The sequence below is a fragment of the Fundidesulfovibrio butyratiphilus genome, assembly GCF_054657235.1.
The window spans coordinates 535,132-551,682 of sequence record NZ_BAAHXA010000003.1 but is presented as its reverse complement, the minus strand read 5'-3'; the positions used below and the strand labels follow the sequence as shown (position 1 = coordinate 551,682).

Genomic DNA, 16,551 nt, shown 5'->3' with positions numbered 1-16,551 from the left:
GTCAGCGCCTGCCCCGGTAGAGGGCGCGCCCCTCGCGGGCGGTGAGGTTGTAGAGGCAGAAGGGAATGCGTCCTCCGTCTGCCGTGGATACGTGGATGCAGCAGCCGCGCGTGCGTTCGAGGTCCACGGTCCAGGCGTCCTGAAAGGCCATGCACGAGATGGAAAAGCGCCGTTCGGCATTGGCGCTGGCCAGAAAGCGGTCGAAATCGTCCTGGAGCTCGTCGGACGCGACGGGTTTGGGCGGCGCGGCCCACTGCCTGGCGGTGAAGGCCCGAGAGGCCAGGGCGCCTTCCAGGGCGGTGGGGGGGGATTGGCTTGCGGATTGGGGCCGGGCCAGGGGGGAGGCGGACGCCGAACGGACCGCCCCGGGCGGCGTATCGCCGGCCGAAAGGCTGTGCGGCGGGTCCGTCCGGGGGGGCAGTGTCGCGCTTGACTCGTCGCCGGCCGATGGCTTGCAGCCGCAGCCCGGGCCGCCTTGTCCGGCCGGGACCAGTCCAGATCCCTGACGCAAAAACAGGCCTGAAAACGAACAGAGTTCATGCTCGCACCCGGGCGGGTGGAAGTCCGTCTCCCTCAGACGCCCGCCGGATTGTTCCACCAGGGCGCACAGCGTTTCGGGCAGGGTGGGGCCGGGACCCAATCCCGCGTCGCCCCTTTCCGGGTGGCGGCCGAAAGCGGCCATGGGCTGGAAGTGCACGCCGCGAACGGCGGGCCCCAGATCCAGCCCGGTGCGCACGATGTCCCAGAGCTGGTCCAGATTGACCCCGCGCGCCAGGGTGGGCACCAGCACCACTCCGAGGCCGGCTTCGGCGCAGGCGCGGACGGCGCGGAGCTTTTCGTCCAGAAGAGGACGGCCGCGCAAGGCTCGGCAGGCGTTGTCCGAGCCGTCGAACTGCAAAAAAACCGAGGCCAACCCGGCGTTCGCCAGACGGGAGGCGTATCCCGCCTCTCGGGCCAGGCGCAGGCCGTTGGTGTTGAGCTGCACAAAGGCGAAGCCGGCCCGGCGCGCATGGGCCACGATTTCCGGCAGGTCGTTGCGCACCGTGGGTTCGCCTCCGGAAAGCTGGATGTTGCAGGGCCCGGCTTCGGCCCGCAGCCGGACGAACCGGTCGGCCAGGTCGCAAGCGAGCGGGTCCGGCGGGGCCTGGGGGCCGCTTTCCGCAAAACACACGGGACACCCCAGGTCGCAGCGCCCGGTGACCTCCACCAGGGCGGTGCAGGTGTGCTGGGCGTGGGCGGCGCACAGGCCGCAGTCGAAGGGACAGCCCCGATCGGGGGCCGGGGCGTTCGGACGTTGGCTGGCCGGGGTCTTGGGACGCCGCCAGCCGGCCATGTCCGGTCCGCCCACCCAGACCGCCGGGCGAAACGCGCCGTGTTCGGGGCAGATGCGTTCCAGAAGCACGGCGTCGCCCTGGCGCACCCGTCGGGCGGACAGCCGGCGCAGACAGACCGGACAGAGGCTTTGCGTGACGCCGAGATCGTCCATCAGGCGCGCGCCTCCGTGGGGTCTTGCCCCATTTCGGCCAGGATGGTCAGGATTTGCCCCCACCCGTCCGAAATGAGGTCGGCGCAACGGGACATGTCCGGCTTTTGGGTGACGCATTCGCCCAGAATCCGTTCGCAACTGATGCCCCCAAAGGACGCGGTGCGCTCGGTGAACCAGTCCACGTATTCGGAGATGGCCAGGTCCAGCCGTTCGGAGGCGGTCTCGTGGTCCGCGCCCCGCCCCAGGTAGTAGGACAGGATGCAGGCCCCGCCGGTCAGCACGCCGCAGGTCAGGCCGCATTGGCCCATGCCCTGGCACAGTCCGCCCAGGGCGCGCACCAGTCCGGGATTTTCCTCCCCCTGGGCCTGGAGGGCCAAAAGGCCCAGCATTTGGCTGCAACAGTAGCCTCTGGCGGCCAGAGGCAGGATGTCGAGAAGATAGTCGCTCACGGGATCTCCTTCCTGGCGACGCAGGTAAAATAGCCGGCCCGGCCCGCGCCCGGAGAACAAAGCCCCAGAGTCTCGCGGGCAAATCCGGAAAAAAGGAGTTCCGCGGCCAATTCGGCCAGGGCTCGGCTGTGGTCTTCGAAGAGGTGAAGGGTGAAACCGGCTTCGTGCAACAGGGATTCGAGCGCCGGACGGGACAGGGCCCCGGAAGGGCACCCGGCCGGAACTCCGGCTCGCGCGAAAGAGGGCTTAGGCTCCGTGGGGGGGGCGCGGAACACATCGCGTTCGCGCTTGTCGGCGTCGGTCCGCACCGCGCGGAGCACGCCGGCGCTTTTCCCCGGGCGCAGGTAGAGGTCGGCCAGTCCCAGCAGCCCGCCGGGCTTCAGGACCCGGGCCGTTTCGGCCAGGGCGCGGGGCTTGTCCTCCACGAGCGAGAGAACGCATTCGCACAAGACGACTGAAAATATCCCGGGCTTCAGGGGCAAGTCCAGAACCGATCCGGCCGCCGGCAGGCCGGAATCGACCTGGGCGAGCATCCCGGTGGAGATATCCACGCCCACGCCGCGCAGACCCCGGTCCTGGAAAAGGTCCAGGGTGGCTCCCCGGCCGCAGCCCACGTCCAGCGCCCAGTCCCTGGCGTGCGGGGCCAGACGGTCCAAGAGACGCGCAGTGAGGGCGGTTCCGCCCGGGCGCAGCGTCCTGCCGGCCACGGCCTGGAAGTCCGGCCGGGCGAACAGGGGCCTGACCGGGCCGAACACGGCTACTTGTCCTCCAGCAGGCGCTCCACTTCCGCCATTTTGCCCAGAGCCAACGCCTCGGGCACCAGGACCATGCCGCATTCGGCACAGCCCAAGAGCGTCAGGGCGAAACCGCTGCCCAGGTATTCGGCCTTGGCCACGCAGGGTTCGAGGGGCCGACCGCAACCGCAGGTCCAGCCTTCCCCGTCCGGCAGGTAGACGCGGCCCTTGCCCGCCTCCAGGGGCTGGCCCGTGGGCCCTTGCACCGACATGCGGTGGCTCCAGGCGCGAAGTGCCGAGAATCCTTCGCCTTTGGGCTCGTACTCCACCCAGAAGGTGACGCGGCGCGGACGCAGGCTGGCCAGGAATCGTCCTCCCCCGAGGGGGGCGAAGCGTCGGCCCGTGCGTTCGGCTTCGGCAATCACCTGGATCAGGTCCTCGCGCAGGAGAAACCGGTCTTCCAGAAGGGGCAGAAGCTCTTGGGAAAACTCGACCGTGATAGCAGGGGCCCGCCTCTGGGGAGGCGTCTCGTTCCAGAGCTCCTGAAGCAGTTTGGCCTTGAGCCTGGCCCGGTTTTCGTGTCGGTCGGAAAAGCCGGGGCCGCGTTCGTCCGGGGCCGGGCCGGCCGGGGGAAACACGAAGTCCAGGGCGTGATGGGCGCGCCGGCCCTCGGCCACCAGCCGGTCGCGACACATGGCGCAACTGGTGGCGTAGTCCAGCGGGCTTTTTTCACCAAGGCGACGGGCCATGGTCCGGGCCAAGGGAGGATTGGCGTTCGCCATCAGGCCGCCGTAGCCGCAGCATTCGCCAAAGGGACCGTCCGGGGCGATCTCTTCGAAGACGGCTCCCTGCCTGGCCAGTACCCGGCGCACGGCGTGACGGGCCGCGTCCACGTGGCGCAGACCGCACGGGTCGTGCAGGGCCACGGGAGAGGCAGGGGCGTTTTCCGGCCGATCCGTCGGTTCGCATTTCGCCAGCACCTCCCAGAGAAACACCGCTTCGGTTTCGGGCAGGTGTTCGCGGAAGGTGGACAGACACGAGGCGCAACCGGCCACGACGCGCGGTCTGCCCAGGGCGTTCCACGAGAGAAGAAAGGTCTTTTTGGCCTGATCGAAAAGGTCGTCGCGGCCGGCCCACAGGGCCAAAATTCCGCAGCACCCCAGGGCCAACCCCACACCGCCGGAAAGATGGGAGCACAGGAATCGGTAGGCGCTCTCCACATGGTGGGGATGCGAGGCCGCAAGCTGACAGCCGGGGAAAAACAGGTGCGCGCAGGTGTCGGCTCCGCCCGGCTGGGAGCGGATCAGGGCGAAGTCCGGCGAGAGGCTGGCGGCCATGTCTTCCAGGGCGAAATCATGGGCCGAGGGGGGCATTTTCCCCCTGGCCACCATGTCGCGCCGGGCCTCCAGACACAGGTCGGTCATGGAAAACCGCTCCGGGCAGATCTCTTCGCACAGGCCGCACAGGGCGCACGAGTTGATGAAGGTGTTGGCCTGATGCACGCCCTGCACAATGGCCGCATTGTTGTAGATCAGGCGGGCGTAGGTCTTGGGGTAGCCCTTGTGTTCGGCCAGGTAGGCGCAGTTCTTGACGCATTCCAGGCATTGGCAGTTCAGGCAGCGGGAGGCTTCGGCCGCGGCTTCGACCGCGTCGGGGACTCCGTCCGGCGAGGCCGGCGCGACGCGCGTGTTGGGCGTGACGCCGGCAAGCGAGGTGTAAAGCCGGGTGGGGACCGCACCCTCTTTTTCGCGCGCCGCCGTCAGCGACGCCCCGGCCATGGCCCGGTCCATGGAGGTCGCGGCCCTTCTGCCGTCCGCGGCATGGGCCATGGGAGAGAAGTTGCCGTCCTGCCTGGGCCAGCCGCCGCAAAACACGGCCGCGCGCGTGTCGCCGTCGTTTTCGGGCTCGGGCAGTCGCAGGGTGACGGGGTCCACGTCCCGCCTGCGGTTCAGGCAATAGGGCGTGCAGTATTCCACGAACACGGCGTTGGAGTCGGCGCGTAACGTGGCCAGCAACGCCTTGTCCAAAAGTTGGTTCGTGCGCACCGTCACGCCCATGGCCTTCAGCCGGTCAAGCTCGCGTTCCAGCGCGGCTTTGGGCAGCACGGCCTCGGGGAGGGTGAGCAATACGCCGCCGGGAGCCGGGTCGGGACAGTAGTAGTCGACGTGGTGGCCCTTGCGGGCCAGATCCCAGGCGCAGACCAGGGAGGACAGATAGGAGCCCACCACGGCGGCCCGTTTCCCCGTGGAGGGCAGGGTCAGGAGCTTGGGGCCCGGCCGGCCCAGGCGGATGGCCGAGCGCTCCAACGCGCCGATGGCCAAGGTGTCGCCGACCTCGCCGCGTTTGCAGGCCGCCTCGCAGGGATGGTCGCAGATGTTGGCCAGCACGCCCGGCAGGGGCAGGGTTTTTTCGAGAATTTTGCGAGCCCCGTCGCTGTCCGAGGCGCGCAGGCGCGCCATGAAGGCCCTCACGTCCACATGCAGGGGACACGCGGCCTGGCAGAAGGGTTGTTCTTCCTGCACGCAACGGTGTTCCCACCGGCGAAGGTCGTTTTGGTCCATGGAGTGTGATCCGTCGGCTGAGGCGGCGCGGGGTGCGAGCCGCCGCCGGGTTGAGAGAAGTCGGGAGGGGAAAGGGACTCCCCTCCCGAGTTTTTTGTTAGCCTAGCATCAGGCCTTGAGTCCCGCCAAGACCTTTTCGGGAAGGGCGGGGAGCTTGGTGATTCTGACCTTGCAGGCGTCGTGGATGGCGTTGACGATGGCCGCGTGGGGGCAGGTGAGCGGCAGCTCGCCCGAACCCGATGCGCCGAACGGACCGGCCGGACGCGGCGTCTCCACGTAGATCACCTCCAGGTCGTCGGGGATCTGCTGGATGTAGGGAAAACCCGCCCCCACCATGGTGGCGTGCTTCTTGATGTCCTCGAAATCCTCGGTCAGCGCCAGGCCGATGCCCTGAGCCAGGCCGCCGTACATTTGTCCGTCCACCACCAGCTTGTTGGCCAGGGAGCCCAGGTCGGCCACCAGGGTCATCTTTTCCACCTGGGTCTTGCCCGTGGCCACTTCCACCGCCACCTCGGCCAGGAACAGGCCGTACATGTAGCAGCTGAAGGGATTGCCCACGCCGTTCTCGTCGCAGTGCGTGGCCGGGGCGGTCCACTGGCCGGTGTACTTGGTGGGGATCTTTTCGGCCACCATTTCGTCGTAGGTGCGGAAGGTCTTGTCCGACTTGCGCATGCCCGCGAGCAGAAGCTGGCATCCGGCCTCGATGGCCTTGCCCACCATCACCTGCGAGCGGCTGCCGCCGGCCGGGCCCGAGTTGGGGGCCAGGCTGGTGTCGTTCATGACCAGCCGGATCTGTTCGGGCTTGAGCCCCAGCGGACGCAGGCCCTCGTGGGCCGTGGCCAGGGTGCCCATGTCCGCGCCTTGGCCGTGGTCCTCCCAGCAGTTGAAGATGGTGACCGTGCCGTCGGGATTGAGCTCCACGTAGCATTCCGAGGTGTCGGGGCCGTCCAGGCCCGCGCCGTACACGCCAAGCGACACGCCCACGCCGCGCTTGATCTCGGCGGTGGAGTTCTTCTTGGCCTTGGCCTTGGCCGCCTGGTACTTGGGCCGCATGATGTCGATCATCTCGGGCAGGCTGTAGACCTCGGGGTCCTGGCCGGTGGGAGTGGTGTCGCCCTTGCGGTAGCAGTTGATGTAGCGCAACTCCAGGGGGTCCATGCCGAGCTTTTCGGCCAGCTCGTCCATGAGCACCTCGGAAGCGAACTCGCTCTGGGGCGAGCCGTAGCCGCGAAACGCCGAACCCCAGGCGTGGTTGGTGCACACCGTGCGGCCTTCGCCCCGGATGCTCGGGATCGCGTAGCCCGCGCCGATGAACTGCGCGCCGCGCAGCGTGACCAGGTCGCCGAACTCGGAATACGGGCCGTGGTCCACGGACCAGTCGGACTCCATGCCCAGGAGCTTGCCGTTCTTGTCCGCGGCGAAACGCACGTTCATGAAGAACGGCGAGCGCTTGCCGGTGTAGGTCTGCTGCTGGCGCCAGTCGTAGCACAGGTAGACCGGGCGTCCGGTGGCCAGGGCGGCCACGCCGACCAGGGCTTCCATGGTGGGGCTGAACTTGTAGCCGAAGGTGCCGCCGGCGTTGTTTTGCACCAGCACCAGGTTGTCGGCCTCCACGCCCAGGCCCGGGGCGATCATGTACAGGTGCAGGTGCACGCCGATGGACTTGGAGTGGATGACCAGTTTGCCGTCGTCGGTCGTGTAGGCGAACCCGACGTCGGGCTCCAGGGGCATGTGGGGCTGGCGTCCCACGTAGAAGTCGTCCTCCACCACCACGGGGGCGTTGGCGAACACGGGCTTGGTGTCCTCGCCCTTGACGATCTTCTGGGTGAAGTACACGTTGGGCGTGCCGGGATGGATCTCGATGGCGTCCTCGGCCATGGCCGCCGGGGCGCTCATGTAGGCGGGCAGCTCCTCCAGGTCGACCTTGACCTTCTTGGCCGCCTCGCGGGCGTGCTTTTCGGTGTCCGCGCACACGATGGCGATGGCGTCGCCGTACTGGAAGACCTTTTCGTCACAGAGGATGGGACGGTCCCAGCCGTCGCCCTTGTTGGTGGGAAAGGTGATCAGACCCGTGATGCGGTTCTTGCCCTTGACGTCCTTGGCGGTGAGCACGCTGTGCACGCCGGGCATCTTGAGCGCTTCCGAGGCGTCCACGCCCTTGATGAGCGCGTGCGAAACCTCGGCCTGCACCAGGGCCAGGCACAGGGTGTCGTCGGGCAGGTCGAAGCCCATGTCCGCGCCGAACTTCCAGGTGCCGCTGACCTTGGCCTCGGCGCTGGGCCGGGGCAGGTTGGTGCCCCAGATGCGTCCGTCGGCGGGCAGCTTGAAGGCCAGCTCCGAAGGCTTGAGCTTGCCCTGCAACACCTTGGCCGCGTCCATGACCGCGTCCACCAGGGGTTTGTAGCCGGTGCAGCGGCAGGCGTTGCGGTTTTTCTGGAACCAGGCCCGCACCTCGGCGCGGGTGGGGTCGGGGTTGGCGTCGAGCAGGACCTTGGCGCTCACGATGAAACCCGGGGTGCAGAAGCCGCACTGGGCCGCGCCGTGCACCATCCAGGCCAGTTGCAGGGGATGCAGATTGCCGGGCTGGCCGATGCCTTCAATGGTGTAGATGGCCGCGTTTTCGGGCACGCGCTTCATCTTGGTCACGCAGGAACGCACCAGTTTGCCGTTTACGATCACGTTGCAGGCCCCGCACTGGCCCTCGCCGCAGCCCACCTTGGTGCCGGTGAGATGGAGCTGGCCGCGCAGGACGTTGGCCAGGGTTTCCTCCTGGTCCACGACCACGAACTGGGATTTTCCGTTTATGCTCAGATACTTTTTGATCATCGTCTGTGCCTCCTCGGGGGTCGACGCGTTGTTGCACGTTGTTGCGCGGGGTTCCCGACGCGGATGCGAGCCGCCGGTTCAGTGGCCCTTGCCGAACGGACAGGCCGGGTAGGAGCACTCGGGACAGCCCAGGCAGAGCCCGCCGTGTCCCAGCGCGGCGATGTCGGCCTCGCTTACGTCCTCGCCGGCCAGGAGCCGGGGAACGATCAGGTCGAAAATGCTGGCCTTGTGGTACATCACGCAGCCGGGCAGCCCCAGGGTCCAGACCGCGCCGATGCGCGCCAGCAAAAACATGGCCCCAGGCAGGACCGGCGCGCCGTAGCGCACCACCTTGCCTCCGGCCTCGCGAATGGCGGCCGGGGTCTGGTCGTCCGGGTCCACGCTCATGCCGCCGGTGACCACGATCATCTGGGCGCCCTCGGCCAGCAGCCCCCGAATGGCGGCCACGGACTGGGCGATGTCGTCGGGCACGACGATCTGGCGCATGATGGTGCTGCCCAACCGCTCGAATTTCTTGCGCACCACGGGTCCGAAGGCGTCCTTGATCCGTCCGCGAAAGACCTCGCTGCCGGTGGTGACCATGCCCACCCGAAGCGTGGCGAAGGGCTTGACCGCGATCAGGGGACCGTCGGCCAGGACGAGCTCGGCCCGGGCGAGTTTTTCCTCCTCGATGACCAGGGGCACCACGCGGGTTCCGGCCAGGGGTTGCCCGGCCATGACCTGCTGATGGGTGTGGATGGTGGCCATGACCATGTCTGGGAGGGCGTTGAGCCGGTTCAGGCGTTCCACGTCCACGCACACCAGCCCGGGTCGGGCAGCGCGCAGGGTGATCTTGCCCTCGCTTGGGGCGGAGAGCTCGATGCCCGGTCCGGCGGCGGCCCGAGCCAGGCGCAGGGCGGCGTCGTCCTCGTGGACCAGTCCCTGGGCCAGGTCCAGGACGAAGATGTGTTCCTTGCCCACGGTGAGCAGAGCGGGGATGTCCTCCTTGGTGATGACGTGTCCCTTGCGAAACGCCGCGCCCTTGCACTGCCCGGGCACGATACGGGTGATGTCGTGCCCCAGCACCGTGCCCACGGACTCCTCGACGGGGATGGCCTTCAGGCCTTTCAACTTCAACATGGGGAGCCTCCCTGGCGCCGGTATTCGCCGCAGACGTGTCCGGTCGTTCGCGGTGGAGCGCCCGGGCTTTGGGAGGGGGAAGCGGGACCCTTCCGGCCTTGCATGGGGACGCCGGGGGACTTGTCGGTGAAAATCGAATGAAAACAAAACCAAGCGGTCATGGCATGTCTCGAATCCGTTTGGAAAACGCCGTTACGGTTCACAACTGTGCGCCAACGCGCCGCATCGTTTCCGCAAGAATCGAGTCCAGGCTTGCATCGCATGCGACAGGGGGGCTGGCCACACAGCAACGCCAGTCAACAACGCAAGAATTTTTTCTAGCATCTCTTCTTTACGCCGGGTTTTGCGCAGAGTCAAATTTCTAGCTATGCTATTTTTAGCATAGCCAATCGAGCGGCATTGCAGGGAGCAACAGCGTTTGGCTATCAGAAAACTTGATTTATTGGCGGTGCTCCCGGGGCGTGTTTCAATGCGAAAGGAGCGAAGGGATGGTTTTACGCGGGAAACGTTCGCGCGCGGGCGGGCGAAGGCCAGTGCTCTCCGCGAGGCCCGCGAACGTCATATTCTTGGAAAGACGAAGCGCGGTCACGCGCGGAATGATCGCAACGGTGCAACAAATCGAAACAGCCGCGAAAGGGGGCCTTCTTGGCAGGGGCGGGAGGCGGGATGCCCCGGGACGATGGATCAAAAAAAAGGCCTGCCCCCCGGGAGGGGCAGGCCGAAGACATCGGGGCTAAAAAATTACCAGCGGGACGGGCGGCGCTCGCGGGGCCGGGCCTCGTTGACCTTCATGGTGCGACCGCCGAAGTCAGCGCCATTGAGAGCGGTGATAGCCTGCTTCGCGCCGGCTTCTTCCATCTCGACGAAGCCAAAACCACGCGGGCGGCCGGTTTCCCGGTCGTTGATCAGTTTGACTGAATTGACCTGGCCGTACGCCTCAAACAACTGGCGCACTTGTTCCTCTGAAGCGCTGAAAGGCAGATTCCCGACGTAAATGTTCGTCAGCATACTCAGAAATGCTCCTGCAAAAAAGTTTCGCACCGGCCGAAGGGATGGCCCGTCCGGCATGCCCTGCAAGGCTCCACATCGGTTCTCCGCAAAGGCGCCCCGCAACCCGCCGCCACGTGGGCAACTTGCTTTCGAAAACCACAAACCGAGCAGCACACGCGGACTTAATTAAACTCTCTAGCTAAAAACAAATGATGCGTCAACAAGAAAGTGGAAGCGCGCTCGCCAATAAAACAGGAAATCATGTGCCGCGCCGTCGGGTTTTTTCGTACGCACCTGGCGTCTTTCTTACGTTCCCGGCTGGTCTGGGGGAGGCGTTTTCACTCCGGCAAGCACCGAAGAAAAAAACGTTGCCGTCACGAAAATAAAAAAAAGCGTGCTCTCCAGATCGCCGAATGCGCGCCAATCGTTGCCGTTTGTATACGATTTTCCATGTCTGAAGAGAAAATAAAAGAAACGATGCGAACGCGCTGGGCCAACGAGCGCCGAGTGTGGTGTCTTATTCACAGGCGCAACGGTCGAGGGCGGAAAGGGCCTGGGCCAGGCGTCCGAGGTCCGGCAGGGTGTTGATGTCGTGGACTTCGATGAATCGGATGCGCCCGGTCTTGTCGAGGACGAAAATCGCCCGTTCGCTCACGCCGTCGGAACGCAGCACGCCAAGGGAGTCGGCCAGCTTGCCGTGGGGCCAGAAGTCCGAGGCCACGGGGAACCACAGGCCGCCCATTTGGGTGGTCCAGGCGTGCAACGTGGGGGCGTTGTCCACGCTGATGCCGATGAGCACGGCGTCGGCGCGGTCGAAAATGTCCTTGGCCAGGTTATAGCCCGGCCATTGGCCGGAGCACACCGGGGTCCAGGCCGCCGGCACGAAGGAGAGCACCATGTTTTTTTTGCCCAGAAAGTCGGCCAGGCGCACCCGTCCGCCGTTGGCGGCGGGCAGGTCGAAGTCCGGGGCCTTGTCGCCCACGCGTACCTTGAGCGTGCTGTCCACGGGCTTGAGCGGACCGGGCTGGGTGATGAGCGCGGGAGCGATCGGCCCGGAAGCCGGGGAACTGGTCTGGGCGGCGCCTGTCCCGGTCCAGAGGGCGAGCAGGAGCGCCAGCGCCAGACGCGTCAGGGGAAAACGGCGTCCTTCGTTTGCGCCGCGTCGCGTATGCGGGCGTGTTCTCATTGGATTCCCGCCGCCCGCACGGCCCTGTCCAGGAGCGCCTGGGGCGATTCCATGGACCCCAGGATGGCCCCGGACACCACGAATCCCTTGCCCTGGCGCTTGAACACATAGAAAAAGGGCGTCCCCACCTGTCCCAACGCCTTGTAGGCGGCGAAGTCCTTGTCGGGGAACAGGGGAAAGCCGACGCCGTATTTTTCGCGATAGAGGTTCACCTCGTACGGAGAATTGCCGGCCGCCAGGCCGACGAGGCCCACCTTGCCCTCCAGGCCGCGCGAGGCGATGAGTTCGTGCAGGGCCACGAGCCGCGGTCCTTCCTGCTGGCAGTAGGGGCAATACATCGAGTAGACCACAAGGATGAGGGCTTTGGCCTGGATGTCGGACAGGGCGTACCGCTCCTGTCCGGCCTTGACGCCGAGCATTTTGGCCTGATCGGCGGCAAGGGGGCCTGCCAGGTTCAATTCCGGCGCCTGTTGCCCGATGGCCAGGGGTCTGGTGGGGGTGCCGTCGGTCCCCTGTCCGGCATGGGCCGCGCCGGCCGTGAAAAGGACCGCGAGAAGAAAAAGGATAGCCGCCTGCTTCATCGCCTCTTCGCTCGTGATTGTAGCTGTAACCGGTTGAAAAATGGCGCCCGTCGCGTATCGGACCGCGCGCGGGGCTCGACAATTCGCTTCGCGCCTCCCGTTTTCCTTCGCCAGGGGGACAATCCTGGCCGGCATGCCCGGCTTGGGGGAAACGGGACCAGGCGCTAGAAAATGTCCTCCGGCGGCAGGGAGGCGATGCCCAGCGTCTCGCCCACGGCGCGCACCGTGAGCAGGCCGTTGTGGGTGTTGAGACCCGCCATCAGGCCCGGGTCGGCCTTGAGCGCGTCCAGCCCGCGAGCCGCCAGGCGCAGGGCGTAGGGCAGGGTCTGATTGACCAGGGCGAACGTCGAGGTGCGCGGCACCGCGCCCGGCATGTTGGAAACGCCGTAATGCACCACCCCGTCCACCACGTAGGTGGGGTCCTTGTGGGTGGTGGGATGCGTGGTCTCCACGCAACCTCCCTGGTCCACGGAAACGTCCACGATCACCGCGCCTTCCTTCATGCGCGAGAGCATTTCCCGTCCCACCAGCTTGGGCGCCTTGGCCCCGGGAATGAGCACCGCGCCGATCAGCAGGTCGGCCTGGGCCACCGCGTCCCAGATGTTGGGCTCGTTGGAGGTCAAGGTCACCAGGCGTCCGCCGAAGACGTCGTCCAGGTATTGCAGGCGTTTGTGCGACACGTCGAGAATGCTCACCCGCGCGCCCAGGCCCATGGCCACCTTGGCCGCGTTGGTGCCCACGATGCCGCCGCCCAGGATGACCACCGACCCGCCGGGAACTCCGGGAACGCCGCCAAGCAGAACGCCCCGGCCGCCCTGGGAATATTCCAGACAGTGCGCGCCCACCTGGGTGGCCATGCGTCCGGCCACCTCGCTCATGGGCATGAGCAGGGGCAGGCTGCCGTCGGGCAGGGTGACGGTTTCGTAGGCGATGGACGTGCATTTGGAAGAGAGTAGCGCCCGGGTCAACTCTTCGGCCGCCGCCAGGTGCAGATAGGTGAAAAGAATGAGGCCCTGGCGCAGGAATTGGTATTCCGAAGCCATGGGCTCCTTGACCTTGATGACCATCTGCGCGCCCCAGGCCTGTCCGGCGTTCACCAATTCGGCTCCGGCCCGAAGGTATTCCTCGTCGGTCAGTCCGCTGCCCAGTCCCGCGCCCTGTTCGACCAGGACCCTGTGACCGGCGCGCGTCAGGGCCGCCACGCCGCCGGGGGTCATGGACACCCGGTTTTCCTGAGGTTTGAGCTCCTTGGGGATGCCGATGATCATAGTGGGGTTGTCCTTGCTGGTGTTTGGGACGAAAAATCTGGTCACGCGTTCCGGGTGGGGGACGTCAAGCCGAAGGGTCCGCCTGGTTCGGCGGATACGCCATGTGAACGCACTCTACCAAGCGCGAGCCTGAAGTCAACAAAACCCCGGGCCGGGCCGTATGTCCGGCGAGGGCCGGTGAGGAGTCCGCCCGCAGACGTTCGGTCACGAGCGGGGCCGCCGGGAAGACGTGCGCTCCGGGGAGGAGGCGGCCTTGGCGAAGCCGTAATCGAGCAGGCGCGAGGTTTCCACTTCGCGCACGATGGGGTTGGAGGCGCCCAGCACCACGGCGATGAGGCGCGTGTTGCCCCGCCTGGCCGTGGCCGTGATGTTGTAGCCCGAAGCGCAGACGAATCCGGTCTTGAGGCCGTCGGCGCCGTCGTAGCGTCCGAGCAGTGAATTGGCGTTGCGGTGGGTGACGCCGTTGTGGGTGTGGTTGGTCATGCAATGGATGGCCAGCGACTCGGGATAGCGCCTGAGATAGGCCGCCGAGAGCTTGGCGATGTCGCGGGCCGTGCTCACTTGGCCGGGCGCGGGCAGGCCGTTGGGGTTGCGAAAGACGCTGCGGGACATGCCCAGGCTTCTGGCCTTGGCGTTCATCTGGGCCACGAACCGGCGCGTGTTGCCGCCTCCCAGGTATTCGGCCACGGCCACGCAGGCGTTGTTGGCCGAAACCACGCTGATGCCCTTGATGAGTTCCGACACGGGAACCTTTTCCCCCTTGTAGAGGGTCATGGTGGAGCCGCCCGTCCGAATGGCCAGCGCGCTCACGGGGATGAGGGTGTTTGTGCCGATGCGTCTCTGGGCCAGGGCGTCGCGCACGAGAAAGAGGGTGAGCACCTTGGTGATGGAGGCCGGGGGAATCTGCCGGTCGGGATTTTGGGTGTAATAGACCTGTCCGGTGGACATGTTCATGAGGTAGGCGGCCTTGACGTTCAGATGCATGCCGCCGGAGCTGGAGTCGGCGCTTGCGGCCCTGACGCGACGGGATTTCCCTTTGGCCTTGGACGCGCTGTTGGTCTTGCTTCGCGCCGAAGTCCCGCTTTTTCTTTTGGTCTTGGTCGAGGTCTTGCTTTTGGCCGGGGAGGAGGATTTTCCCCTTTGCGATTGGCTCTTGGTCTTATGCGACCGGGACGACTGTTTGTGCTCCTGTTGCTGCCTGGCCAACACCGAGTCCGCTTGCCAGGCGCAAAGCAGCGAAATCGAAAACAGGCAGATGCACAGCCGAAAGACAAGGGGGTGGAACGTCCGGAAAGCGCTCATTCGCGGCGTGTTACCTTGGCCAAGGCGCAGGGTCAACACCCGGACCGGGTTAGAAAGAAGCGAACGCTTTCTAACTCTTGAGAAACCAGAACCAACATAGGCCGAAAAGCATAAGCAGCGCGCCCATGGGAAAAACCTTTTTCCACAAGGCCCCTATGCCCACGTCGAAGTATTGGCAGGTCATGACGAAGCAGATGTGCAACGGGGAGAGCATCACGCCGGCGTAACCGGAAAAAAAGGCCAATGTCACATAGGCCATGGCGTGGTCGGCCAGGCCGAGTTGGGGAAGCAGTCCCAGCAGCAGGGGGAAGGTGGAGCCCACGAAAGCCATGGTGATGCCCGCCACCATGCCCACCAGGGCCGGAGCGAACACGGCGGCCATGAACAGGGCCGTTCCTCCGCCCAGGTCCATGAGCTGGGGCACCACGCCTGCGCGTTCCATCACTTCCACCATGGTGAAGATGGCTCCCACCAGGATCAGGGTTTCGTAGAGTTCGCGCTGCTTGAGGCTTTCCCTCACCAGGGAGGGCCCCACCCGATTTTGCAGGGCCGTGACGGCCAGGGCGACGATCAGCGAGAAGATGATGCCGAACTCGAAGGATGTCTCGGGGAAAAAGTCCACCAGCAGAAATTCCAGGCCAAAGGAGCCGATGATGGCCACCAGCAGGGGGGCGGAAAGGGCGAGCACCCGGCCGGGGCGCGAGTCCGGGGCGTCCGTGCGTGCGGGGCTGGCCTGGTCCGGGAGCCGCTTCTTGAGCGGGCGCAGCAGGAACCACCAGCCCAGGCCGAGCGCGACCAGCGTGCCCGGTCCGGTGTAGCCGATGAAGGTGGTGAGCGTAACGCCGGAAAGTCCCGCGCCCAGGATCACGCCGGGATAGAGCGGCCAGCCCGGCTCCCAGACGTGTCGGTACCAGTAGTTGACCAGGGCCAATTCCCTGGGCCGTATCCCCAGGGGCTCCCCGACGTTCTTGACCATGGGGGCGGAAAAGACCGCGCCGCCGGGCATGGGCAGAAGGCCGATGAGCAGGGGAAAAAAGATCAAGCGCAAGGTCGGGTTGGGAAGATAACGCTCCAGGGCTTTCATGAGGCGAAACGTCTGGCCCGTGGCTTCCAGCCAGAACGACAGCATGAGCACCAACACCACGATGGTCGCCAGCAGCAGGCACTTGGACTGGCCGGCCCCGACGGCGGCCGCCGTGAGCCACTGCGTGAGGGAGAGGCCGAACAGCAGGGCCATGGCCAGGCTGCCCGCCAGGATGGACCAGCCGATGCCCAGCCTGGCCCGCATGCCCGCCAGCATGCAGGCGAATGTGGCGAAGATCTTGAGGAGCGCGAGGACTCCCGGACTCACGGCGTCAAACCTTGGGGGGGCCGGCCACGAGCATCTGGGCCAAGGTCAGGTCCACCTTGGGAAGTTGTCCCCGCCGCGAGCCGAGCAACGACATCTCCAGACCGGCCAGCTCGCGGTACAGGGGCGTGCGGTCCACCACCGCATGGTCCGGCAGGTCCTTGAGCATGTCCATGCACGAGGGACACCCCGGAAATTCCTTCACCCCGGTGTGCGCAAGCAGCATGTTGGGCACGCCGTACAAGCGGCAGATCATGAGCCGATGCTCGTAGAGGCCGCAGGCGCCGTCGTCGTTCACCGGGCACATGACCCGGGGGATTTCGCCCCTGGCCAGGGATTCGGAACTGAGCCGAACGTTTTCCCGGGCGCGTTCCAGATAGAGGGCGCGCCGCTCTTCTGGCAGGGCGTTCATGCCCTGCCAGAGGTAGAGCCACTCCATGTAGGTGTGGTGCTGAAAGTGGCTGACGCAGCAGTTGGTGGAACACCCCGCGCAGGTGAATCCTTGCGGGGTGGCGGCGGCGAAGGCCTGGGCCATCTTGTCGTACAAGGCGGTCAGCTTGTGCAGGAGAACGCGCTTGCTCGTATGTTTCATGAAAAGGCTCCGGCGTTATGTCGTGTGGCTAGGCGAATGGCACGCCATACGCCCAAGACGGGCGTTTCTCAAGGCGGGGAAGAAGGAGAAGAAAAAGGGAAAAGAAAAG

At 66.0% G+C, this 16,551-nt stretch carries 13 protein-coding genes; all 13 read right to left on the bottom strand.

What is annotated here, in order from left to right; all coding sequences use genetic code 11:
* Window position 1: 1 nt before the first annotated feature.
* A complete protein-coding gene (trsS, locus tag ACYQ01_RS18585; protein WP_459935312.1) occupies window positions 2-1,486 on the bottom strand; it encodes a radical SAM (seleno)protein TrsS in 1,485 nt (494 codons plus the stop codon).
* Window positions 1,486-1,935, bottom strand: coding sequence for a DVU_1555 family C-GCAxxG-C-C protein (locus ACYQ01_RS18580; protein WP_459935311.1), 450 nt, complete (start codon window positions 1,933-1,935; stop codon window positions 1,486-1,488). Before ACYQ01_RS18580 ends, trsS begins: the two co-directional genes overlap by 1 nt.
* On the bottom strand, window positions 1,932-2,690 hold the full coding sequence (trsM, locus tag ACYQ01_RS18575) for a DVU_1556 family methyltransferase (protein ID WP_459935310.1): 759 nt from the start codon (window positions 2,688-2,690) through the stop codon (window positions 1,932-1,934). Before trsM ends, ACYQ01_RS18580 begins: the two co-directional genes overlap by 4 nt.
* A 2-nt stretch (window positions 2,691-2,692) precedes the next feature.
* Window positions 2,693-5,230: a pyridine nucleotide-disulfide oxidoreductase/dicluster-binding protein gene (locus tag ACYQ01_RS18570; protein ID WP_459935309.1), complete on the bottom strand. Its 2,538-nt coding sequence runs from the start codon at window positions 5,228-5,230 to the stop codon at window positions 2,693-2,695.
* 108 nt (window positions 5,231-5,338) lie between these two features.
* Window positions 5,339-8,056, bottom strand: a complete 2,718-nt coding sequence (locus tag ACYQ01_RS18565) for a molybdopterin-dependent aldehyde oxidoreductase (RefSeq protein ID WP_459935308.1) — start codon at window positions 8,054-8,056, stop codon at window positions 5,339-5,341.
* A 78-nt stretch (window positions 8,057-8,134) separates the two neighbouring features.
* On the bottom strand, window positions 8,135-9,157 hold the full coding sequence (locus ACYQ01_RS18560; RefSeq protein ID WP_459934864.1) for a molybdopterin-binding protein: 1,023 nt from the start codon (window positions 9,155-9,157) through the stop codon (window positions 8,135-8,137).
* Between the two features lie 759 nt (window positions 9,158-9,916).
* Complete coding sequence (rbp, locus tag ACYQ01_RS18555) at window positions 9,917-10,183, bottom strand: RNA-binding regulator (RefSeq protein WP_459935307.1); 267 nt, start codon at window positions 10,181-10,183, stop codon at window positions 9,917-9,919.
* A gap of 499 nt (window positions 10,184-10,682) precedes the next feature.
* Window positions 10,683-11,351, bottom strand: a complete 669-nt coding sequence (locus ACYQ01_RS18550; RefSeq protein ID WP_459935306.1) for a peroxiredoxin — start codon at window positions 11,349-11,351, stop codon at window positions 10,683-10,685.
* Window positions 11,348-11,932, bottom strand: a complete 585-nt coding sequence (locus ACYQ01_RS18545; protein ID WP_459935305.1) for a peroxiredoxin family protein — start codon at window positions 11,930-11,932, stop codon at window positions 11,348-11,350. The genes ACYQ01_RS18550 and ACYQ01_RS18545 overlap by 4 nt, the downstream gene beginning before the upstream one ends.
* A 164-nt stretch (window positions 11,933-12,096) precedes the next feature.
* Window positions 12,097-13,200, bottom strand: a complete 1,104-nt coding sequence (gene ald / locus ACYQ01_RS18540; protein ID WP_459935304.1) for an alanine dehydrogenase — start codon at window positions 13,198-13,200, stop codon at window positions 12,097-12,099.
* Between the two features lie 204 nt (window positions 13,201-13,404).
* On the bottom strand, window positions 13,405-14,502 hold the full coding sequence (locus ACYQ01_RS18535) for a D-alanyl-D-alanine carboxypeptidase family protein (RefSeq protein WP_459935303.1): 1,098 nt from the start codon (window positions 14,500-14,502) through the stop codon (window positions 13,405-13,407).
* A gap of 70 nt (window positions 14,503-14,572) precedes the next feature.
* Entirely contained in the window at window positions 14,573-15,853 is a 1,281-nt protein-coding gene (locus ACYQ01_RS18530; RefSeq protein WP_459935302.1) for a DUF401 family protein, read from the bottom strand.
* Window positions 15,854-15,857: 4 nt separating this feature from the next.
* A complete protein-coding gene (locus ACYQ01_RS18525) occupies window positions 15,858-16,442 on the bottom strand; it encodes a hypothetical protein (protein ID WP_459935301.1) in 585 nt (194 codons plus the stop codon).
* Window positions 16,443-16,551 lie beyond the last annotated feature (109 nt).

Coding starts and splice junctions, on each gene's coding strand:
- trsS (WP_459935312.1), bottom strand. CDS start 1,486: ATGGACGATCTCGGCGTCACGCAAAGCCTCTGTCCGGTCTGTCTGCGC.
- ACYQ01_RS18570 (WP_459935309.1), bottom strand. CDS start 5,230: ATGGACCAAAACGACCTTCGCCGGTGGGAACACCGTTGCGTGCAGGAA.
- ACYQ01_RS18565 (WP_459935308.1), bottom strand. CDS start 8,056: ATGATCAAAAAGTATCTGAGCATAAACGGAAAATCCCAGTTCGTGGTC.
- rbp (WP_459935307.1), bottom strand. CDS start 10,183: ATGCTGACGAACATTTACGTCGGGAATCTGCCTTTCAGCGCTTCAGAG.
- ACYQ01_RS18550 (WP_459935306.1), bottom strand. CDS start 11,351: ATGAGAACACGCCCGCATACGCGACGCGGCGCAAACGAAGGACGCCGT.
- ACYQ01_RS18545 (WP_459935305.1), bottom strand. CDS start 11,932: ATGAAGCAGGCGGCTATCCTTTTTCTTCTCGCGGTCCTTTTCACGGCC.
- ald (WP_459935304.1), bottom strand. CDS start 13,200: ATGATCATCGGCATCCCCAAGGAGCTCAAACCTCAGGAAAACCGGGTG.
- ACYQ01_RS18535 (WP_459935303.1), bottom strand. CDS start 14,502: ATGAGCGCTTTCCGGACGTTCCACCCCCTTGTCTTTCGGCTGTGCATC.
- ACYQ01_RS18525 (WP_459935301.1), bottom strand. CDS start 16,442: ATGAAACATACGAGCAAGCGCGTTCTCCTGCACAAGCTGACCGCCTTG.